The organism is Pseudocitrobacter sp. CD920760 (assembly GCF_057782505.1).
Window position 1 is genome coordinate 3,433,357 of record NZ_CM173490.1, and the last position, 20,203, is coordinate 3,453,559.

18 protein-coding genes are annotated in these 20,203 nt (G+C 51.8%); 6 read left to right on the forward strand and 12 right to left on the reverse strand.

What is annotated here, in order from left to right; translation table 11 throughout:
• Nucleotides 1–10: 10 nt before the first annotated feature.
• The 3 genes from AC1MKH_RS16180 to AC1MKH_RS16190 are packed head-to-tail and all read right to left on the reverse strand — an operon-like array spanning nucleotide 11 to nucleotide 3,364.
• Entirely contained in the window at nucleotides 11–1,711 is a 1,701-nt protein-coding gene (locus AC1MKH_RS16180; protein WP_276220503.1) for a PTS transporter subunit EIIC, read from the reverse strand.
• Complete coding sequence (locus tag AC1MKH_RS16185) at nucleotides 1,708–2,028, reverse strand: PTS sugar transporter subunit IIB (protein ID WP_144052236.1); 321 nt, start codon at nucleotides 2,026–2,028, stop codon at nucleotides 1,708–1,710. The genes AC1MKH_RS16180 and AC1MKH_RS16185 overlap by 4 nt, the downstream gene beginning before the upstream one ends.
• A gap of 19 nt (nucleotides 2,029–2,047) precedes the next feature.
• The gene (locus AC1MKH_RS16190; RefSeq protein WP_276220504.1) at nucleotides 2,048–3,364 is read right to left on the reverse strand and encodes a PTS sugar transporter subunit IIC; all 1,317 of its coding nucleotides are present in this window, start codon (nucleotides 3,362–3,364) and stop codon (nucleotides 2,048–2,050) included.
• Nucleotides 3,365–3,595: 231 nt separating this feature from the next.
• Here AC1MKH_RS16190 and AC1MKH_RS16195 point away from each other — a divergent pair, with 231 nt between their 5' ends.
• The gene (locus AC1MKH_RS16195) at nucleotides 3,596–4,324 is read left to right on the forward strand and encodes a GntR family transcriptional regulator (protein ID WP_276220505.1); all 729 of its coding nucleotides are present in this window, start codon (nucleotides 3,596–3,598) and stop codon (nucleotides 4,322–4,324) included.
• Here the strand turns inward: AC1MKH_RS16195 and AC1MKH_RS16200 are convergent.
• On the reverse strand, nucleotides 4,321–5,229 hold the full coding sequence (locus tag AC1MKH_RS16200; RefSeq protein WP_276220506.1) for a LysR family transcriptional regulator: 909 nt from the start codon (nucleotides 5,227–5,229) through the stop codon (nucleotides 4,321–4,323). The two genes, AC1MKH_RS16195 and AC1MKH_RS16200, sit on opposite strands and share 4 nt — an antisense overlap.
• A gap of 104 nt (nucleotides 5,230–5,333) precedes the next feature.
• Between AC1MKH_RS16200 and AC1MKH_RS16205 the strand changes: the two genes are divergently transcribed.
• Nucleotides 5,334–6,341: a zinc-binding alcohol dehydrogenase family protein gene (locus tag AC1MKH_RS16205; protein ID WP_276220507.1), complete on the forward strand. Its 1,008-nt coding sequence runs from the start codon at nucleotides 5,334–5,336 to the stop codon at nucleotides 6,339–6,341.
• 130 nt (nucleotides 6,342–6,471) lie between these two features.
• Complete coding sequence (locus AC1MKH_RS16210; protein ID WP_015963781.1) at nucleotides 6,472–6,786, forward strand: RcnB family protein; 315 nt, start codon at nucleotides 6,472–6,474, stop codon at nucleotides 6,784–6,786.
• 42 nt (nucleotides 6,787–6,828) lie between these two features.
• Here AC1MKH_RS16210 and apbC read toward each other — a convergent pair whose 3' ends face one another.
• The 5 genes from apbC to yehD all read right to left on the reverse strand — a co-directional run bounded on the left by apbC (nucleotide 6,829) and on the right by yehD (nucleotide 12,851).
• Nucleotides 6,829–7,938, reverse strand: coding sequence for an iron-sulfur cluster carrier protein ApbC (apbC, locus tag AC1MKH_RS16215; protein ID WP_276220508.1), 1,110 nt, complete (start codon nucleotides 7,936–7,938; stop codon nucleotides 6,829–6,831).
• 109 nt (nucleotides 7,939–8,047) lie between these two features.
• Entirely contained in the window at nucleotides 8,048–9,067 is a 1,020-nt protein-coding gene (locus AC1MKH_RS16220) for a fimbrial protein (RefSeq protein WP_276220509.1), read from the reverse strand.
• Nucleotides 9,068–9,082: 15 nt separating this feature from the next.
• On the reverse strand, nucleotides 9,083–11,563 hold the full coding sequence (locus tag AC1MKH_RS16225; RefSeq protein ID WP_276220510.1) for a fimbrial biogenesis outer membrane usher protein: 2,481 nt from the start codon (nucleotides 11,561–11,563) through the stop codon (nucleotides 9,083–9,085).
• Nucleotides 11,564–11,575: 12 nt separating this feature from the next.
• Nucleotides 11,576–12,259, reverse strand: a complete 684-nt coding sequence (locus AC1MKH_RS16230; protein WP_276220511.1) for a fimbria/pilus periplasmic chaperone — start codon at nucleotides 12,257–12,259, stop codon at nucleotides 11,576–11,578.
• 55 nt (nucleotides 12,260–12,314) lie between these two features.
• Complete coding sequence (gene yehD / locus AC1MKH_RS16235) at nucleotides 12,315–12,851, reverse strand: fimbrial protein YehD (RefSeq protein WP_276220512.1); 537 nt, start codon at nucleotides 12,849–12,851, stop codon at nucleotides 12,315–12,317.
• A 531-nt stretch (nucleotides 12,852–13,382) separates the two neighbouring features.
• On the opposite strand from yehD, the gene metG reads away from it, so the two are divergent.
• Both metG and AC1MKH_RS16245 read left to right on the forward strand, forming a co-directional pair.
• A complete protein-coding gene (gene metG / locus AC1MKH_RS16240) occupies nucleotides 13,383–15,416 on the forward strand; it encodes a methionine--tRNA ligase (protein WP_276220513.1) in 2,034 nt (677 codons plus the stop codon).
• 294 nt (nucleotides 15,417–15,710) lie between these two features.
• Nucleotides 15,711–16,223 (forward strand): YehR family lipoprotein, encoded by a 513-nt coding sequence (locus tag AC1MKH_RS16245; RefSeq protein WP_276220514.1) that lies wholly within the window; start codon nucleotides 15,711–15,713, stop codon nucleotides 16,221–16,223.
• Between the two features lie 85 nt (nucleotides 16,224–16,308).
• On the opposite strand, the gene AC1MKH_RS16250 is transcribed toward AC1MKH_RS16245, so the two are convergent.
• Genes AC1MKH_RS16250 through AC1MKH_RS16260 form a run of 3 tightly spaced genes read right to left on the reverse strand, consistent with a single transcriptional unit; the run spans nucleotide 16,309 to nucleotide 19,226 of the window.
• On the reverse strand, nucleotides 16,309–16,779 hold the full coding sequence (locus AC1MKH_RS16250; RefSeq protein ID WP_149462426.1) for a YehS family protein: 471 nt from the start codon (nucleotides 16,777–16,779) through the stop codon (nucleotides 16,309–16,311).
• A gap of 45 nt (nucleotides 16,780–16,824) precedes the next feature.
• A complete protein-coding gene (gene btsR / locus AC1MKH_RS16255; RefSeq protein WP_015963776.1) occupies nucleotides 16,825–17,544 on the reverse strand; it encodes a two-component system response regulator BtsR in 720 nt (239 codons plus the stop codon).
• Nucleotides 17,541–19,226, reverse strand: a complete 1,686-nt coding sequence (locus AC1MKH_RS16260; protein ID WP_276220515.1) for a sensor histidine kinase — start codon at nucleotides 19,224–19,226, stop codon at nucleotides 17,541–17,543. Before AC1MKH_RS16260 ends, btsR begins: the two co-directional genes overlap by 4 nt.
• 210 nt (nucleotides 19,227–19,436) lie before the next feature.
• Here AC1MKH_RS16260 and AC1MKH_RS16265 point away from each other — a divergent pair, with 210 nt between their 5' ends.
• On the forward strand, nucleotides 19,437–20,168 hold the full coding sequence (locus AC1MKH_RS16265) for a MerR family transcriptional regulator (RefSeq protein WP_276220516.1): 732 nt from the start codon (nucleotides 19,437–19,439) through the stop codon (nucleotides 20,166–20,168).
• Nucleotides 20,169–20,203: the final 35 nt, after the last annotated feature.

Sequence of the window (20,203 nt, forward strand, 5' to 3'; positions counted from 1 at the left end):
TAACCTCCTGTTAATGCTGTGTTCTGTTATTCAAAATAACAACAGCGTCCTCGATGGCGGACTTACCATCCAGCTTGCTGAAGTACTCTGCATTGATCGCCACCACCGGGCAGGCGTTGTCGATGTTCTTCATAATGGATTCCCTCATGTACACCACCTGCGGGCCTAACAGAATGAGATCGGCTTTCTGATACTCCTCTTCTATTCGGCCAATATTGATGGCGTACACGTTGAGTGCATAGCCACACGCTTCGGCATATTTGCGCATTTTGTTCGCCATGATTGAGGTGGACATCCCTTCATTGCAGGTCAAAATAATGGTTTTATTGCTCAGTACGCTTAATTCGCGGGTGTCCTCTGCGGGTGTGGGTTGTTCAGTGGATAATGAATCGACCAGCGTTTTAACTTTGGCTTCAACAATCGTTTTTTCATAGGCCATCAGGAACGGCAGATAAATCACCACGCCTAGCGCCAGTAAGGCGACCTGTAAAATAACGTTGCGGAAATCGCCGCCGGAACCTAACCAGCCGGAGAGCAGCGGCGGTACCGACCACGGCACGAAGGCCACTATTTTGGAGACCATACCCAACTGAGTGGCGAAATAGGCAATCACAAAGTTAATTTGCGGGTAGATGATGAAAGGGATCATGATCAGCGGGTTATACAACACCGGGAAACCAAAAATAACCGGCTCATTAATGTTGAATAATCCCGGCGCCAGCACCGTGCGCCCCAGTTTTTGATGGCTGGAGACTTTACTGCGCAGAAATATCGCCAGCAGCAGCGCAAGCGTGGTGCCCGTACCGCCCATATGGCCGTAGAGATCGCGAAACGGCAGCACAATAATGTGCGGCGGAATATCACCATGCGCAAACGCGGCCATATTTTCCTGCATCGCGACCAACAGCGGCGGCTCCAGAATCGGGTTAATAATGCCCGACGGGTGAATACCGAGCGAGAACAGGAAATTGGTGAGCGTCGTCAGCACCAGGAAACCCGGCAAATTGGTGGTGAGATGCACCAGCGGCGCCTGAATCAATGCCTGAATAATCTCGTGCACCTCTTTTCCCGTTCCAGCTTTAACACCCGCCGCCAGCAGCGCAAAGGCCAGCACCACCAGTATTATCGAAAACATCGACTGGAAGGACTGCGTCACCATCGGCGGCACTTCATCCCCCATGCGAATTTGCAGCCAGCGGGTTTTGGCCACCCACAGGAAAAGGTCGGTGGCGACGATAGCAGTCAAAATCGCCATAAAGATGCCGCCCGCGTTGGTCAGCGCCAGCGATATCACGCCGCTGACGGCAACCGCCGTTGTGCTGTTAACCGGTGTTAACAGCACCTGTTGCGGCATCAGCACCAGAAATGCCGCCAGGGAAACCATGGCCGGAATCATCGGCGCGGCGAATTTACGCTTGCTGGCAATACTCCAGGCGATAAGCACCACCAGCATCAGCGCCAGAATACTCATCGTTCCGTTCAGAATACGGTCGCCAATACTTCTGGCCGCCAGAAGCGCCTCACTGGAAAACCACTTTCCCATCATGCCATTAGGGTCAAGGAAAACGTAATTGACCATAATGAACAGACCCGCCAGTACCAAAAACGGCACGGTGATAATAAAGCTGTCACGCAGGCTTCGCAGGTGAACCTCGGACGCCATCTTTTGCGACACGTCCGTGATGCGCGTTAAGAGAGTCGTCGTGCTCATGACGCCGCCTGTTTGTCAGTAAGCGAAAGCGCGTGATCCAGCACCGCTTTGGCGTTAATTCGCCCGAAATCCACCGGGTTAATCGCCCCAACCGGAATTTCGTTATTGACGCGCTGGCGAATGGAGTCAAGCAGATAACTAATTTGCGGGCCCACCATAATCACATCCGCCGTGCGATAATGCCCTTCGAGCGCCGATTCAGGGATAGCCCAGGCTTTTGCATCAATATTTTCTGTTTGTGCCACTTCGTTCATTTTGTTGCACAAATAGCCAGTAGACATACCTTCATTGCAGATAAGCAGAATACTTTTCATCATTCATCCTTGTTTTCATTTATTAATGCGCCGGATTATCCTGTGCATTCAGGACTTTTTCATAAAGCATCAGGAATGGCATGTAGAGTAATACCCCCAGCACCAGAAGAATAAATTGCAAAATCACGTTACGGTAATCGCCACCGCTTGCCAGATAACCCGAAATTAAAGGTGGAACGGACCACGGTACGAAAACGACAATTTTTGATACCCAGCCCCATGCCGTCGCATAATAGGCGATGATATATAAGATGGACGGAATAAAGGTAAACGGAATCATCAGAATGGGGTTAAAAATAATCGGAAAGCCGAAGATAACCGGTTCATTAATATTAAACAGCGTGGTTGGCATCACCGTCCTCGAAAATGAACGTAGTTCTTTACGTTTACTGCGAATAAACACGGCGATAATCAGACACAACGTGATCCCCGTTCCCCCCATACGGCCATACAGATCGCTGAAGGGGCGCACAATAATATTCGGTATTTCTCGTCCTGTCGCCCACGCGTCCATATTTTGCTGCATCGCGACTAACATCGGCGCTTCCAGAATTGCACCGGTGATCCCGCCGGGGTTGATGCCCAAAGAGAAGACGAAGTTGTTGATGATATCGATAAGAATATAGGCCGGAAGGCTGGTTGCCAGGCCCAGCAACGGTTTCTGAATCCCCATGTTAATCAGCTCATGGAGTTCAACACCTGCGACAACCACCATCAGATAAGAGACAAAAGCAAACAGCAGCACGGTAATCATCACCGCAAACAGCGTGTTAAAAGATTGAATGACCGCTGGCGGTACGTTGCCTTCTATTCGAATTTGCAGATGCTTATTCTTGCTGATGCGGATAAATAATTCCGTTGCCAGCCCGCCGCAAACCAGCGCCACGAAGGTTCCGCTGGTGCCCAAAAGCGCGTAAGGGGCCGCGCTTTTAATCATCACCTCCGCCGTTGCGCCCTCGGGTGTAAAGGCGTTCACCACAGGCATAAGCACGAACAAACAACTGACGGCAACCAGCGCGGCCATCAGCGGGTTAGCAAACTGCCGGTTGCGGGCCAGGTTGTAGCTGAAGACCAGGCCAATCAGCATGCCGAGAATATTCATGGTTCCATTAACCACTTTATAACCGACCGCTTGCCAGGAGGATAACGTTGTATCGGCAACGATTCCCGATAAAATCCCGCCAGGATTAATAACCACGTTATTAATCAGAATCATCATCCCGGACAGCACTAAAAAAGGTATTAACATTATGAATGCATCGCGCATGGTGCGCAGATGTATTTGTGAACCCATCCACTGAGCTAATGAAAGTGTTTTCTTCAATAAGATATCTTTCATGGCATGTTCCTGTGTAAATGACTTAATAAATCACAACAATGAATACGCAAATCTAATTATCCATATGAATATTTTATTTATTCATTACAACTAACAGGAGCAAGAATGTCGCCGGGATAGATTCAAGTCAATGCCTTTATTTTAAAAGTAGACTACTTTTAAAATAAATGAGATCTGGATAAAAATTTAGCATCTGCGATATACTGCCGCTGACATAAAAGGAGAGATGCGTTGCGCCGATATATTGAAATATCAAATATAATCAGAGAAAGAATTAAGGATAAATTATATTTACCGGGTGAAAAGATCCCGTACGGACATCAGCTTTGCGTGGAATTCAGTTGCAGCAAAATCACGCTGAGCAACGCGCTGGATATTCTGGTCAATGAAGGTTTTATTACGCGTCAGCGCGGGCTCGGTACCGTGGTGAAAACCGCAACGCCACAGCCATTGCCGCTCGCAGGGGAAAGAAACCCGCCTATTCTCGGCGTGAGTACCATTAACGCCGCGCAGGGACATAATGTCAGCAGCCTCCTACTGGCGTTTGAAACGGCAAACCCACCACCGGATATCGCTAACCACCTGGCAATAAGCGTCGATCAGTTCGCCTGGCATTTTCGCCGCGTACGCTACATTGACGAACTGCCGCTCTCGATTGAAGAAACCTGGATACCGCTACGCATTCTGCCGGAGTTTACCCGTCAGGACGCGCAAGGCTCTGTGTATCAATACGTTGAAAAGACGCTGAAAAAAATCCCGGCCAGCAGTCATACCCAGTTTTCTTCGCTACCCAGCAATGAGGACGCACAAACCTGGCTCCGACTCACGCCAACGGAGCCGGTCAGCGTGACGCGCTCCGTGACCTATCTTAACGATGGTCAGCCGTTTGAATTCTGCGTGAGCCATTATCACTATCAGCGGTTTAACTATAACTCAGTCGTCCAGCGCCAGGGGAATTAGCCCCTGCGCTGCACCAGCGCTTCACAGCGTTCCTTCACTGCCTCATACAACAACCGCACCGCAGGCGAGAGCTGCTTGCGATGCGGACAAATCATGTTCAGCGGCACGCAGTCGCCTTCATAGTCCGGCAGCAGCAATTTCAGTCGTCCCTGAAAGACATCTTCACTGACGTCGAGCCAGGACTTATTGGCAATGCCTTCCCCGGCAATCGCCAGTCGGCGTATAACCTCCGCGTCATCGCTGATAATCGTGCCATTGACCTGCACTTCGTGGGTTTCTCCCCCGGCGGTAAGCGTCCAGCGATCGAACAATCGACCTCGCAGGACATAGGTCAGCGCATCACACTTTTCTAAATCAGCGGGCGTTGCCGGTTCGCCATTTTTGGCGATCCACTCTGGCGATGCGACCAGCACGCGGCGATTATCCGGTGCGATGGGCAGCGCGACGTACGATGCATCCTCATTGGTACCGTAGCGAAAGGCGACATCAACCGGATCTTTAAAAACATCCGTCACCTGGTCAGAGAAAAGAATGCGCAGCTTAAGCGCCGGGTGGCGCTGGCGGAACTGGCGGAAAATACCGAGCAGCAGATTTCGTCCCAAATCAGAAGGCACCGCAATTTGCAGCGTACCGCGAATTTCATCGTCGGGCGTTTGAATCTGCTGGAGCCCGGCCTGCATCGTTTCCAGCATTTGCGTGGCGTAGGGCAGCCAGGTTTCGCCCTCTGGCGTCAAGCGCAGGCTGCGCGTTGAGCGGGCGAACAGACGGATATTAAGCGCCGTCTCAAGACGCTTAATGGCGGAACTCACCTGCGCAGGCGGCAGACCGGCCTCGCGCGCCGCTTCGCTGAAACTGCTTAATGCCGCCGCGCGCACGAACAGGGTTAAATCTTCCAGCCTGAGCATTTTCACTCCTCAACGATAAGTCCTGTCACCGCGAATGGATTTTTCCGGCAAATATCACCGGATAATATCATTCTTAGAGTTTACCCAACATCACAGAGGTGGTTATGAAAGCGATTGCGATTACTCAGGCGGCTGGCGCGCACGGCAACATTGAAGCATTAGAAGAAATTACCCTGCCCGTTCCCGTAGCGGCGGGCCACGATTTGCTGGTAGAAGTAAAAGCCATCTCCGTTAACCCGGTCGATACCAAAGTGCGTGCCGGTTTTAGCGGCGACACGCCGCGCGTACTGGGCTGGGACGCCGTCGGTGTGGTGAAATCCGTTGGCGAGAACGTCACACTGTTTAAAGCTGGCGACGAAGTCTGGTACGCGGGGGCGTTAACGCGTCCTGGCAGCAACAGCGAGTTCCAGCTGGTCGATGAGCGCATTGTCGCCCTCAAGCCACGTTCGCTGGATAACGTTTCTGCTGCCGCCCTGCCATTGACCTCCATCACTGCGTGGGAACTGTTGTTCGATCGTTTAGGCATTCAGGAAAACGGAAATGAAGGCGACGTGCTGCTGATTGTCGGTGCAGCGGGCGGTGTCGGTTCCATCCTGACTCAACTGGCGCGTAAGCTCACGAAAATGATGGTGATCGGCACCGCATCGCGCCCGGAAACGCAGAAATGGGTAGCGGATGCCGGGGCGCATTACGTTATCGACCACAGCAAACCGATCGCCGAAGAACTTACCCGCATCGGTATTCCGGCAGTGACGCATGTCGCCAGCCTGACGCACACGGATAAGCACTATTTGCAGCTGATAGAAGCGCTCGCCCCACAGGGGAAACTGGCGCTGATTGACGATCCTGAAACCCTGGATGCGCGCCCGTTAAAAACCAAAAGCATCTCGATGCACTGGGAATTTATGTATACCCGCTCGATGTTTGAAACGCCGGATATGATCGCTCAGCATCAGTTACTGACCCGCGTGGCCTCGCTGATTGATAACGGAACGATCAAAACTACGCTGGGCGAGAAGTTAGGGGCAATTAACGCTGAGAATATTCGCCAGGCGCATCGCCAGCTTGAGATCGGGAAAACCATGGGCAAACTGGTGCTGGAAGGCTTCTGAGGCGGCTCTGTTACATTTTTTACTAAAAAACCTATTCTGTGATACAAAAGAGCGTCGATCTGCCTGTCAATTTTAAGAGAAAAAGGCAGACTCTACACCCTTGAGCATTCTGGTTATCGTTGGAGAAAGAATGGGTAAATATAAATTATGGCTTCTGGCTGGCCTGATGGCCGCCGGATCCGCCTTCGCCGCACCAGGTACGGGCATTCAGAAGTATGAACTAAAAGAGTTTGTCGCTGATTTCACCCACTTTAACATCGGGGACGCCGTTCCTGAGATGTACCGTACTGACCAGTACAACATCAAGCAGTGGCAGCAGCGCAATCTGCCTGCGCCAGACGCGGGAACGCACTGGACATATATGGGCGGCAACTACGTGCTGATTTCTGACACGGACGGGAAAATCAGTAAAGTTTACGACGGCGAAATCTTCTATCACCGTTAATGAAAGGGGCGCATAACCCGCCTGGGTTATGCGCCTGAACGCTTATACCGCGCGGAAGGCAATTTCGCCAGGGATCACTTCACCCTGCCAGTAGAGCTGGGCAGCGGTTAAATCCGCCAGTTGACGATAAATCAGGGTAAATTCGCTATCCGGACGATTCACCACCGTTGGCGTACCTTTATCCAGATCTTCACGCAGGCTGATGTGCAGCGGCATCTGACCCAGCAACTGGGTATGGTATTTCTCCGCCAGTTTCTCTGCGCCGCCGGTACCGAAGATAGGTTCGTGGTGACCACACTGGCTGCAAATATGCATGCTCATGTTTTCCACGATACCCAGCACCGGCACTTCCACTTTCTCGAACATCACGATGCCTTTTTTGGCGTCAATCAGCGCGATGTCCTGCGGCGTAGTGACCACTACCGCGCCGGTGACCGGAATGTTCTGTGCCAGCGTCAGCTGAATGTCACCGGTGCCCGGCGGCATATCCAGCACCAGATAATCGAGATCCGGCCATAAGGTTTCCTGCAACATCTGCATCAGCGCCTTGCTGGCCATTGGGCCGCGCCACACCATCGCGTTATCGTCGGTGACCAGATAACCAATGGAATTCGTTGCCAGACCGTGAGCCATAATCGGCGCCATATGGGTGCCGTCTGGTGAGGTCGGACGCTGATTTTCCGCGCCCAGCATGGTCGGAATTGACGGGCCGTAGATGTCAGCATCCAGAATACCGACTTTCGCCCCTTCCGCAGCCAGCGCCAGCGCCAGGTTGACGGCAGTAGACGATTTCCCAACCCCACCCTTACCGGAACTCACGGCAATGATGTTCTTCACGCCATTCACGCCCGGCTGATTTTTAACGCGCTTCAGGGTGGCGATATTGTGGGTCAGTTTCCAGTCAATGGCATTCGCACCGGTGATGCGAAGCAGGTCAGCACTGCATTGCTCTTTCAGTTCTTCAAACGCGCTGTTCCAGACAAACGGCATTTGCAGCTCAATGTGCACGGTGCCATCCAGCAGCGCCACATGATGCAGCGCCTTCAGCGTAGTGAGATTATGCTTCAATGTTGGGTGCTGAAAATTAGCCAGCGTCCCGGCAACCATCGCGCGCAGGCGCTCGGGGGATGTGGCCTGGGATTGAGAACTCATCCCGACTCCTTTGTTCTTGTGAGTAAACCTTCGTAAGCCTAGTTTACCTGAAAGGTGGTCATTCCCCCACTACAAGCGCATTTCGCGATAAAAAAGCGTGCACCGGGTATTACTCATAGTTAACGAAAATCAGTGCCGTCGCCTTAAGCGCACCCGGTTTAACCGCTTTGCGCGCATACACATAGTAGCTGGCTTCGACCGGAATCGTCATTCCCTGAGTTGAAAGCGATGTACCCCTCGCCGCAGACCACAAGTTATCGGCGCTCTCTTTTACCCCTTTCACTGTCGACATCTGGATCTGCTTTTTCCCTCCGCCCGACACGACAAAGCCCACACCGTTATCCTGGCTCCCCTGCAACACGGTTCGGCTTCCGGCTATCAGATCAGCACTGTAAAGATAAACCGACATTGCCTGCGTCGCCTGCTGATTTACCCCCACCATATTGCTGCAATACAGCGAGATATCGCCCTTGCTGCTTTTATCCATCATGCCCGAATCAGGCAGTTCAGGCAGCGACACATCGGGCAACGTGAGCGTTAAATCGCCTGCCCGACAGGTGGTCTTTTTCGGGCGATAGATAACCGTCAGGTTTTCAATATAGGAATCACCCTTCAGACTATTGGTGATGTAATTCACGCATCCGGACAAACTTAAGGATTTACAGAACCCCAGAATGATATCTATAAAGCCATTTGAATTTCCGCCGGTATTGGCCACCAACACGCCGGGAACTGAAATGGATTCTCCGCCGCTTCCCGCACTTCCCGTCGTCGCGGGCGTTAGCGTAACGGTATAAAGCAGGCTCTTCTCCGTGGTATTTGTGGTGCCAACCGCCTCAGACGTTTTATCCAGCACAATATTTAGCTTTAACGATTGTCCATTACTGAACGGGCCAATAACGCTCTCTTTCACCAGCGGAATATAGCTAATTTTATCATTCGCTGAATCACACTTAATACCCGCAAAGTGAACCGTCACCGCAGAAGTATGTTTCTGTGTAACCGGGAAAACCTCATCGACCACCACTTCCGTGGTGTGGTTGTTGGTCACTCCCGATGATTTACAGGTGGCCCAGCTCGTCTCGCTCAATAAACACAATGACATTACCGCAAATAACATTAACTTCATGGCGCGCTCCCTGCTTCAGTGACAAATATAGGTTTGGTTTTCATCCAGCGGCGGTGCAATCTTCAGCGTACAGGTGCGCCCTTGTTGTGGGTCGAGCACCACAGAGACTCCATAAGGAACCTCATTGCTGCGAATAAATAAGCGGCTTCCCTGGCCCACCAGCCCAATGTTGTGCCCGTGGCTGTCCACCACGTCATAACCGAAGGTTAACGGGGAACCATCTGCCAGCCGCGCTTTAATAAACCACGGCTTGCGCGAGTCGGTTTCAAAACGCAGCAGTGTTACCGCACCTCGCACCGGCGCCACGCGCTGGCGATTACCCAGCAGCTCGGTTTGCGTTTCACTGTCAGAGACATCCAGCATTAAATGGTTTTCACGCCAGGGCGATAAACCGTCATACACCACCGTGCCGTTGCGGTTAGTGGTACGATATTTCTGCCCATTGACGTAAGCGCCCTCAAGCCCAGGCGCGTCCAGAATGGCGACAGTTTCTGATAACCTGTTAGCCAGATTAACGCCGCCCGACCACGCCACGATGCCACCGGAAAGCGTGCCGCTGGTTTGCCGATACTGCGCAGACTGGCTGTAACTTCCGCTGACGGTCGCCACCGGGGTATTCCAGGTCAGATTCACCCCGGCAGTCGTTTCATCAGACTGACGTTGATGACTCAGGTTCGCGCTGTAACTCAGCTGATCGCGGTCGCCCGCCATTCCCGAGATCCCCGTGTTATCAGCAGCATAACCATGATTATCAAAGGTCGTCGATTGGGAAACCGACAGCTGACGGCGTGGCGTACTCACGCCATCTCCCCAGTCGAAGGGAATCGAAATAAACAGGTTAAAGCGCTTATCCGCCACATGATCCTCAGACCAGGTTCTGCTGGCCGAAAAGGTGTACGAGATCCGTTGCCAGCTATTGCTGTAGCTGAGCTGATAATCCTGGCTGCTGCCGTTACGCCCCCAATAATCACGCCACAACAGGTTCAGTGACAGGGTTCCCGCATTTTGTGGCAGCATCTGGTTAATGTTGGCGGAGAAATTATTTTTCCGACCAAAGTCGCTCTGGTAGTAATCAGCGATGTCATAGACGTCATGGCGATCGCGCGAATATGTGTCCTTGTTATTGGCCCATACGTGATCGTTAAAGGTCCTGAAGTTATAAGAAGAGTAGCGGTATGCTGCCAGACCAAAACGCGTCGCCGTTTGATTGATATATTTGTTGTACGCTATCTGATAGCTCTGCCCATTAAACTCGCCGTTATCCTGTAAACTGCGCGACTGAATCATATCCAGCGAAATTGCCCCCAGCCGCGTATTCCAGCCGGTCCCTAATGTGAACGCCTGATATTTTTGCGCCAGCATCGTGCCGCCATACAGGGTTAACACGTTGTTCAGACCATACTGATAGTTGAGCTGGATAAAATCGCTTTGCCGACTCGCGCCCTCTATTTGGCTGCGACCGGCGACAAAATCATATTTTGTCACGCCTGGCTGCAACATATTCGGCACCGCCGCGTACGGCACCAGATAATGGCTCACGGAACCATCGGCTTCTTTTACCGTCACGTCGAGATCTGCGCCGCCACCCGCCGTTTGCAAATCAGTAATCGCAAACGGGCCCGGCGGAACTTCTTTCTGGTAAACCACGAAACCATTCTGCTCGACCGTCACCAGCGCGTTACTCTGCGCAATACCCTGTACCAGAGGCGTGAAATTTTGTTTGGCGCTCGGCAGCATCTGCATGTCGCGGTAGACGCGCACGCCGCGAAAGCGCACCGCGTCGAACATGTCTGACGCGGTATACATCTCCCCGGCGCACAAAACACCGAGCACAGAAGGCAGACTGCGTTCCAGATAGAGCGTGTTACTTTTCCACTCCCCACGTGAGTCATTTACCTGGCTGTAGCTGGCATCTGAATGTAATTGCCAGCCCAGGACATTCATGCCGCTATTAAAGCGCGCGTACAGATTTTTACTGTGACCGCCATTTTTATAATCGCTATAGTACTGGCTGACATACCAGGAACTGTAAAGCGCATTAATTCCGCGATCCCAGCTATCGGGTGAAACATAACCTTGTTCACGGGCATCAATAAATGCCTGCGGAACGGTTAAGTCCAGACGAAATGTACCGATATCAAATTTATATTCACCGCCCTGCACCGCCTGTTTTATCGTGATGCACTGTGCTACAGGATTTTCTTGCTGGCTGGAAAACTTAATGCCCAGTTGTGCAAGCTGATTCAACGTTAAACAGGTGTCATCGGTTTTTTCTTGCACTGCCAGAGTATATTTTCCCTGCCACTGTTTATTAATATACACATCCAGTTCATATTCACCCGGCATCGGTTTATCGCTATTGACCTGGAAATTTGTGGTTTTCACACCCTGCATACCCCCCATCATAAAGTGGGTATCAAACGTTTCTTCGGCCTGGAGTCTGGCAGTGAATAACGAAGAGACGATGGCCAGGGCAAGCGGGGCCATCCTTAACATAACCAGCTCCTTTTAATTTATTGTTATTTTCTCAGTAAGGTAATTACCGTAATCATCTATCATCGTCAGTGTTAACACGCTGACATTTTTTATTGTCGTGGGAATGGCCTGCTGAGCTCGCGGTGCCAGCATCAGGCTCTCTTTATTTATCTTCTGATTATTCCCTGATACTTCCGTAATCGTTATCCAGTTAGCATTGTTATTTTTAATGATGATGCCCTGCGTGGTTCTCGATAACTGCAACTGCCGAAAACTGGCTTTATTCACCGGTGCAATACCTGCGGGTCGCCAGAACAGTTTGATTCTGTTTTGTGTGGCGAATTTAATGACGTTTTTCCCGGCGCTCTGCACATCGTTTGGTGGAATATCCAGCACATTGAGGAAAAAAAGGCTCTCGACATCACCCGGTAAATTCCCCTTCATTTTTTTGATTTTTAACTGTTGCCCTGATTTTGCCGCCACGCGCGACACCGGCGGTGTCAGTAAGAAAGGCACATCGATATGCTCAGGAGACTGCGCGGTGTCGCCATCGTCGATCCACGCCTGTACCAGCGACGTGCGGTCGCCCTGATTCATTATCTGTACCACGACTTCTTTTTTGTCTGCCGGATAAATCACGCGTGTGCCATAAATCACCACACCCGCCTGCACGGCCCCGCTCACCACGAATAACATCAGGACAAGTAATTTTTTCATAGAGACTCATTTTTAGCTGAGAAAGACGCGGCGGAAGATACCGCCGCGTATGATATTAATCAGAGAACACCTGCATGGTGATGCTGGAATTTACCTCACCACTTTTTACATCACCGCTGGTACGGGCATAAAACGCAGAGAAATCCAGGGTGTAAATACCGCTACTGTCTTTCACTAAGGTCATCGATTTCTGCGGGCTGATCGCCTTCGTTTCATTATTCATATGTACTTTGAAACCGACGCCGTTATCACCGCTGGTATTTTTGGTGACATCGCTGCCGCTACCGTTAAAGCCATCGACGCTGAAGGAAATTCGCGGCGCGACATTCTGGTCGCATTTGAATTTAATTTGCCCGACGGCTGAACTGGAATATGCCTTCAACTCTTCCCCGGCATTCAGCCCGGAAAAAGCCTCAACGCTGACGTCTGGCATCGTAATGGTGGCCTGATTTTTCCCGTCTTCAATTTTACAGGTCGAACCCAGTACTTTACCGTTAATCTGCAACACGCCTTCGTCGTCCGCTGCAAATACCGCAGAGCTCGCCAACAGAGAAGAGAATACGGCTATCGTCAGAATAGAATGTTTCATCATTGCGTCCTTATTTGAAATTGTGATTCTAGTGTTAAGAGGAAATTAACTCTTGAAACAAAATTCTCACATCAAAAAGGTTACAGCAATGTAATACTTTTGTTTTATTGATTTAAAACAATTTACATATAGCAATATAATTTCAACAAATAAATTAAACTAAAAAGTATTTGTAGCGTAAATTAATAAAGTTTAAAAAACAGACACTCAGATCACTCATAAAAATATAATTACAATTATCATTCATTTAAATGATCTTTATTTTTTATGATCGTGCCATTTTTTAGAGAAAGATCGCGATAATTTAAAAAATATGTTCGCAACCCACGACAAAAAAATCGGTTTAAAGAAGAGGAAATCGGAACTCTGCAACCTGCGATAGGCAGCACGCTCGCCAGGAAGCGCCGTTTTTTTAGGCAATTTTGTGCGATGCATTGATTTAGCAGGGCCTGAGACGTGCTTTGGGCTTACCAAAGGAACGCCTTTCAGGTAACATCAAAAGCCCTTTTCACTACATAAGAAGTAATGTTCATTATGACTCAAGTCGCGAAGAAAATTCTGGTAACGTGCGCTCTGCCGTACGCCAACGGCTCAATCCACCTCGGCCACATGCTGGAGCATATCCAGGCTGATGTCTGGGTCCGTTACCAGCGAATGCGCGGCCACCAGGTAAACTTCATCTGCGCGGACGATGCACACGGCACGCCGATCATGCTGAAAGCTCAGCAGCTCGGGATCACCCCAGAGCAGATGATTGCCGAAATGAGTCAGGAACATCAGACCGATTTTGCTGGCTTCAACATTAGCTACGACAACTACCACTCGACGCACAGCGACGAAAACCGCGAGCTGTCGGAGCTTATCTATGGTCGCCTGAAAGAGAACGGTTTTATCAAAAACCGCACCATCTCTCAGCTTTACGATCCGGAAAAAGGCATGTTCCTGCCGGACCGTTTTGTGAAAGGCACCTGCCCGAAATGTAAATCACCGGACCAGTACGGCGATAACTGCGAAGTGTGCGGCGCGACCTACAGCCCAACCGAGCTTATCGAGCCGAAATCGGTGGTTTCCGGTGCGACGCCGGTGATGCGTGAATCCGAACACTTCTTCTTTGATCTGCCTTCCTTCAGCGAAATGCTACAGGCGTGGACCCGCAGCGGCGCGTTGCAGGAGCAGGTGGCGAACAAAATGCAGGAGTGGTTTGAATCCGGCCTGCAACAGTGGGATATCTCCCGCGATGCGCCGTACTTCGGTTTTGAAATCCCGAATGCGCCGGGCAAATATTTCTACGTCTGGCTGGATGCGCCAATCGGCTACATGGGTTCTTTCAAAAACCTGTGTGATAAACGCGGTGACACCGTAAGCTTTGATGACTACTGGAAGAAAGACTCCGACGCCGAGCTGTATCACTTCATCGGTAAAGACATCGTTTACTTCCACAGCCTGTTCTGGCCTGCCATGCTGGAAGGCAGTAATTTCCGTAAGCCAACTAACCTGTTCGTGCACGGTTATGTGACGGTGAACGGTGCGAAGATGTCAAAATCGCGCGGCACCTTCATTAAAGCCAGCACCTGGCTGAACCACTTCGATGCCGACAGCCTGCGCTACTACTACACCGCCAAGCTCTCTTCACGCATCGATGATATTGACCTCAACCTGGAAGATTTCATCCAGCGCGTGAACGCCGATATCGTCAACAAAGTGGTTAACCTGGCATCGCGTAACGCTGGCTTTATCAGCAAGCGTTTCGATGGCGTGCTGTCTGCTGAACTGGCCGATCCTGAACTGTATAAAACCTTCACCGACGCGGCTGCCGCGATTGGCGAAGCCTGGGATAGCCGCGAGTTTGGTAAAGCGATTCGCGAAATCATGGCGCTGGCCGACGTGGCTAACCGCTACGTTGACGAGCAAGCTCCGTGGGTGGTCGCGAAACAGGAAGGCCGCGATGCCGACCTGCAGGCTATCTGCACTATGGGTCTGAACATGTTCCGCGTGCTGATGACCTGGCTGAAACCGGTGCTGCCTTCGCTGACCGAGCGCGCCGAAGCGTTCCTCAACACCACGCTTGAGTGGGATGCTATCGCCCAGCCACTGCTGTCGCACAAGGTGAACACCTTCAAAGCGCTCTACAACCGTATCGAAACCAAACAGGTTGAAGCGCTGGTTGAAGCGTCGAAAGAAGAAGTGAAAGCCGCTGCGGCACCGGTCACCGGGCCACTGGCGGACGATCCGATTCAGGAAACCATCACCTTTGACGATTTCGCCAAAGTGGATATGCGCGTGGCGCTGATTGAAAACGCGGAGTTCGTAGACGGCTCCGATAAACTGCTGCGTCTGACGCTGGATCTCGGCGGCGAGAAACGCAATGTCTTCTCCGGCATTCGTTCCGCGTACCCGGAACCTGAGGCGCTGATTGGCCGCCTGACGGTGATGGTCGCCAACCTGGCCCCACGTAAAATGCGCTTCGGCATCTCTGAAGGAATGGTGATGGCCGCAGGCCCTGGCGGGAAAGATATCTTCCTGTTAAGCCCGGACAGCGGCGCGAAACCAGGCCAGCAGGTGAAATAACCTTCCGCATAAAGCGCTGCTCCGGCAGCGCCCGGATTGCTGACAAAGTGCGCGTTGTTCTTGCCGGATGCGGCATAAACGCCTTATCCGGCCTACAAAACATCGCAAATTCAATATATTGCAGAAACCTTGTAGGCCTGATAAGCGCAGCGCATCAGGCAATGTTGCGTTTGCCATCAATCTCAGCGCTGCTCCGGCAGCGCTTTTTTTATGTATTCTGAAAAATGCCGTACTGCTATGCTTTTTTCTTTTAGCCTATATGATAATAGTTTGCATTTGCTAAAAGGAACTCTCATGCGCAAACTCCGCCCCACTCTAACACTGATTAGCCTCTGCCTTATGGGTAGCCTTATCGGCTGCGATAACAAAGACACACCCAAAGAGCCGCAGACCTATGTCCAGAGCATCGCCGCCAGCAACACGCCGGAGGAAAAAGCCACGTTCTTTAATGCCGCAAATGGCGTTGAGGTGAAAGTGACCTATTACTACAAAGGGGATGTCGTCCTGCGTCAGGACGTCGATAACAAAATGACCTACGCCAGCGCAGGCGTGAGCAACAAAGAAGAAGCGCAGCGGCGATTTGAGCAGATCAGTAACGCGTATAAGAACACGGCAGGAGTGACAGAGACCATTAATTACCAGGACGATTATGTTACAGAGAACATCACCGTTGATTACACCAAAGCGAATATTAGCGAGCTGTGTAAACTCCCGGGCACATCGTTGACCGATTGCAATGCGCAGTATCTTTCGATGCTGTTGTCCGAGAAGATGGTGCTAAAACAGGGATTTAAGAAGCAGGAGTAGGCAGGTAACGGTATTTACTATTTTATCGATTATTCGACTCAAAAAATGAGTCGAATAATCGCCGTAATCACCTCAGCAAGCGTAATTAGCTTTTCGCCGCGTGCTCACGTACCGCCAGGCCGCGCAGGAAATAACGCAGGAACTGGTCGCCGCATTCGCGGAAGTTTTTGTGGTCTGGCGCGCGCATCATGGCGGTGATTTCCGGCATCGAGACGCGGAATTTCTGCTCGGTCAGAATGGCGAGGATATCATCCGTTTTCAGGGAAAACGCGATGCGCAGCTTTTTGAGCATGATGTTGTTATTTACGCGACGTTCAACCGCCAGCGCGGGCGCGGATTCATCGCGACCGCGTTTTTCGTAAATCAGCCCGTTCAGGAAGCAGGACAGCATAATATCCGGGCAGCGTACAAACCCCTCTTCATCTTCTTTGCGCAACCAGGGTGCCAGCTGCTCGGCGGTGACCACGGTGTCGCCCAGCGCAAAAATACGCAGCAGATCTTGATTGTTCATTTTCAGGATGTAGCGCACGCTACGTAAAATATCGTTACTGACCATAGTGCCTTCGGTAATGAAAAATGCGGTCGGCTAGTTTAACACGATTTACAGGCCCAACGCCTCTTTCAGGCTTTTTAAGTAGCGGCGGCTGACCGGTACGGTTTGTCCGTTGCGCAGCAGCAGTTCGGCCTGGCCGTTGTCCTCCAGGCGAATCTCCTGCAGATGCGCCATGTTGACGAGATACTGTCGATGACAACGCAGCAGCGGTGTGCGCTGCTCCAGCGTTCTTAACGTCAGCTCGGTGAACCCCTCTTTCCCTTCGTGATTGGTGACGTAAACGCCGCTCATTCGGCTGCTGACAAACGCCACATCATCCATTTGCAACAGCCAGATGCGGCTATGCCCGGAACAGGGAATGAATTTCAGCGCCTCCTGATTCTCGGTGAGCGCGGAGATATCCTGCACATTACGTTCCTGACGCAAACGCGTGAGAGTTTTCTCCAGCCGTTTTTCTTCTATCGGCTTAAGGAGGTAATCAAACGCATGCTCTTCAAAAGCTTTAACCGCGTACTCGTCAAACGCGGTCAGAAAAACGATGTATGGACGATGTTCCGGGTCGAGCATACCGACCATCTCCAGCCCGCTGATGCGCGGCATCTGGATATCAAGGAACAGTACGTCGGGATGAAGCTTATGCACCGCGCCAATCGCTTCCACCGCGTTACCGCACTCGCCGACAATCTCGACATCCGGCTGCGCCTGCAACAGCACCCGCAGATTCTCCCGCGCCAACGGTTCATCATCGACAATCAGCACTTTAATCATGCGTTCTCCTCCAGAGGCAGCCTTAGGGTGATACGGGTGAAAATATCGGGTTCGCAGGCGACGTTGATCCCGCAGTCATCACCAAAACGCGTGCGCAGGCGCTTATCCACCAGGCTCATGCCCAGCCCACTGGCCTGCGCATCCGGTTGATACAGCCCGGCGTTGTCTTCAATCGCCAGCAAGAGGTGTTGCCCGTCACGGCTGGCGTTGATACGAATTTCGCCCACGCTCAACAACTGCGATGTGCCGTGTTTAATGGCATTCTCAACAATCGGTTGCAGCGTGAAGGCCGGAAGCCGGACATGCGCCAGCTCTTCGGGGACATGCAGTTGAACCTGCAAATTTTCCTGGAACCGCGCTTTCTCAATTTGCAGATACGCATTCACATGCTCAATTTCATCGGCCAGCGTCACAATCTCCGACGGACGTTTCAGGTTCTTGCGGAAAAAAGTCGAGAGATATTGCACCAGCTGGCTTGCCTGTTCGCTGTCGCGGCGAATCACCGCTTTCAGGGTGTTAAGCGCGTTAAACAGGAAGTGCGGGTTCACCTGCGCATGCAGCAGTTTGATTTCCGACTGGGTGAGCAGCGCTTTTTGCCGCTCATACTGCCCTGCCAGGATTTGCGCCGACAGCAGTTGGGCTATCCCCTCGCCCAGGGTGCGGTTGATGGAACTGAACAGGCGATTTTTGGCTTCATACAATTTAATGGTGCCAATAATGCGCTGGTTCTCGCCGCGCAGTGGGATCACCAGCGTTGAGCCAAGCTTACACTGCGGATGAATCGAGCAGCGATACGGCACTTCGTTACCGTCCGCATACACCACCTCGCCGGTTTCAATCGCTTTTTGGGTATAACTGGAAGAGATAGGTTTGCCGGGAAGATGGTGATCTTCCCCTATCCCGGTAAAGGCCAACAGGCGCTCACGATCGGTAATTGCCACCGCGCCAATATCCAGTTCCTTGATCAGCACCTGCGCCACCTTCATGCTGTTCTCTTCGTTAAACCCCTGGCGCAAAATCCCTTCCGTCGATGCCGCCACTTTCAGCGCAGTGGCGGAAAATGCCGAGGTGTATTTTTCAAACATTGCACGCTTGTCGAGCAGAATACGCATAAACAGCGCTGCCCCGACGGTGTTGGTCACCATCATCGGCGCGGCAATGCTTTGCACGAGGTGGAAGGCGTCCTGGAACGGACGCGCAATCAACAGAATGATCAGCATCTGTACCAGTTCGGCGAAGAAGGTGATCGCCCCGGCGGTCCACGGGCTGAAAACTTTGTCCGGGCGGCCTCGTTTCACCAGCATGCTGTGAACCAGCCCGCCCAGAAGGCCTTCAACGATGGTGGAGATCATACAGCTCAACGCTGTCATTCCACCCATTGAGTAGCGATGCAAGCCTCCGGTTAGCCCCACTAAGCCCCCTACCACCGGCCCGCCAAGCAGGCCGCCCATCACGGCGCCGATGGCGCGCGTGTTAGCGATAGAGTCTTCAATATGCAGGCCAAAATAGGTGCCGAGGATGCAGAAAATCGAGAAGGTCACGTAGCACAGCAGTTTATGCGGCAGGCGCACGGTCACCTGCATGAGCGGGATGAACAGGCGCGTTTTGCTCATCAGCCACGCTATGACCAGAAACACACACATCTGCTGAAGCAGCAGCAACACCAGATCAAATTCGTACATACCCGAAAACCACAAGACCCATGAAGCTGCGTAACATACACCGAGTGAACATAACTTTCTTTGAAGCTATGCAAAAAAAGCTGAAATAGCGGCCAAAATCACATTTTTAATCTATCCGTCGGTTAAGTAATGCCTAAAAAACCATCACCACAGGGCAAGGAGGAAAACCCGACCTACAGTTAAAAGGATATATTCATCCAGGGAGTTATCATGGCGTGGTATACGATTGGCGAGGTGGCGCAGCTGTGTGACATCAACCCGGTGACGCTCCGCGCGTGGCAGCGTCGCTATGATCTGCTTAAGCCCCAGCGTACCGACGGCGGGCACCGTTTGTTCACCGAGTCCGATATTGAACGCATCCGCGAAATTAAACGCTGGGTGGATACGGGCGTGCAGGTCAGTAAAGTCAAAAAGCTGTTGATTGATGGCAGTAAGGAGCAGCAACAGGACTGGCGGGAGCGCCAGGAGGAAGTGCTGCGCTATCTGCAAAGCGGACGCATCGATCGGTTACGCCAGTGGCTGAAAGAGAGCACGCGTCACTATCCGGCACGCACGCTGGTGAATCAACTCATCACCCCATTACGCCAGCGTCTGGCCGGTTCGCAATCGACGTTCTGCGCCATGCTGGGCATTCTGGATGGCGTGCTGATCAATACTATTGCGCTTATCCTTGCCGCATCGCGTAAAAAAACGGGCCATGATGCACTGGTGGTCGGCTGGAACGTTAACGATATCACGCCATTATGGCTGGAGGGGTGGGTCGCCTGCGAGCAGGGCTGGCGGGTTGACGTGCTGGCGCATTCTCTGCCGCAGCTGCAACCAGGCCTTTTTCCTGAGCAGACGTTGCTGGTGTGGTGCGGCGCCGTTTCCGCTCCGCAGCAGACCTTGCAGATTCAGCGCTGGCAGGAACAGGGCTACGCGATTCGTTTATGTACAAATTAATGGTTCATTAACAAGCATGCTTCGCAGTATAATCC

Coding starts and splice junctions, on each gene's coding strand:
- btsR (WP_015963776.1), bottom strand. CDS start 17,544: ATGATTAAAGTGCTGATTGTCGATGATGAACCGTTGGCGCGGGAGAAT.
- AC1MKH_RS16200 (WP_276220506.1), bottom strand. CDS start 5,229: ATGCTCAGGCTGGAAGATTTAACCCTGTTCGTGCGCGCGGCGGCATTA.
- AC1MKH_RS16210 (WP_015963781.1), top strand. CDS start 6,472: ATGGGTAAATATAAATTATGGCTTCTGGCTGGCCTGATGGCCGCCGGA.
- AC1MKH_RS16180 (WP_276220503.1), bottom strand. CDS start 1,711: ATGAGCACGACGACTCTCTTAACGCGCATCACGGACGTGTCGCAAAAG.
- yehD (WP_276220512.1), bottom strand. CDS start 12,851: ATGATGAAACATTCTATTCTGACGATAGCCGTATTCTCTTCTCTGTTG.
- AC1MKH_RS16230 (WP_276220511.1), bottom strand. CDS start 12,259: ATGAAAAAATTACTTGTCCTGATGTTATTCGTGGTGAGCGGGGCCGTG.
- AC1MKH_RS16190 (WP_276220504.1), bottom strand. CDS start 3,364: ATGAAAGATATCTTATTGAAGAAAACACTTTCATTAGCTCAGTGGATG.
- AC1MKH_RS16205 (WP_276220507.1), top strand. CDS start 5,334: ATGAAAGCGATTGCGATTACTCAGGCGGCTGGCGCGCACGGCAACATT.
- AC1MKH_RS16220 (WP_276220509.1), bottom strand. CDS start 9,067: ATGAAGTTAATGTTATTTGCGGTAATGTCATTGTGTTTATTGAGCGAG.
- AC1MKH_RS16225 (WP_276220510.1), bottom strand. CDS start 11,563: ATGTTAAGGATGGCCCCGCTTGCCCTGGCCATCGTCTCTTCGTTATTC.
- metG (WP_276220513.1), top strand. CDS start 13,383: ATGACTCAAGTCGCGAAGAAAATTCTGGTAACGTGCGCTCTGCCGTAC.
- AC1MKH_RS16265 (WP_276220516.1), top strand. CDS start 19,437: ATGGCGTGGTATACGATTGGCGAGGTGGCGCAGCTGTGTGACATCAAC.
- AC1MKH_RS16250 (WP_149462426.1), bottom strand. CDS start 16,779: ATGGTCAGTAACGATATTTTACGTAGCGTGCGCTACATCCTGAAAATG.
- AC1MKH_RS16260 (WP_276220515.1), bottom strand. CDS start 19,226: ATGTACGAATTTGATCTGGTGTTGCTGCTGCTTCAGCAGATGTGTGTG.
- AC1MKH_RS16185 (WP_144052236.1), bottom strand. CDS start 2,028: ATGATGAAAAGTATTCTGCTTATCTGCAATGAAGGTATGTCTACTGGC.
- AC1MKH_RS16245 (WP_276220514.1), top strand. CDS start 15,711: ATGCGCAAACTCCGCCCCACTCTAACACTGATTAGCCTCTGCCTTATG.
- apbC (WP_276220508.1), bottom strand. CDS start 7,938: ATGAGTTCTCAATCCCAGGCCACATCCCCCGAGCGCCTGCGCGCGATG.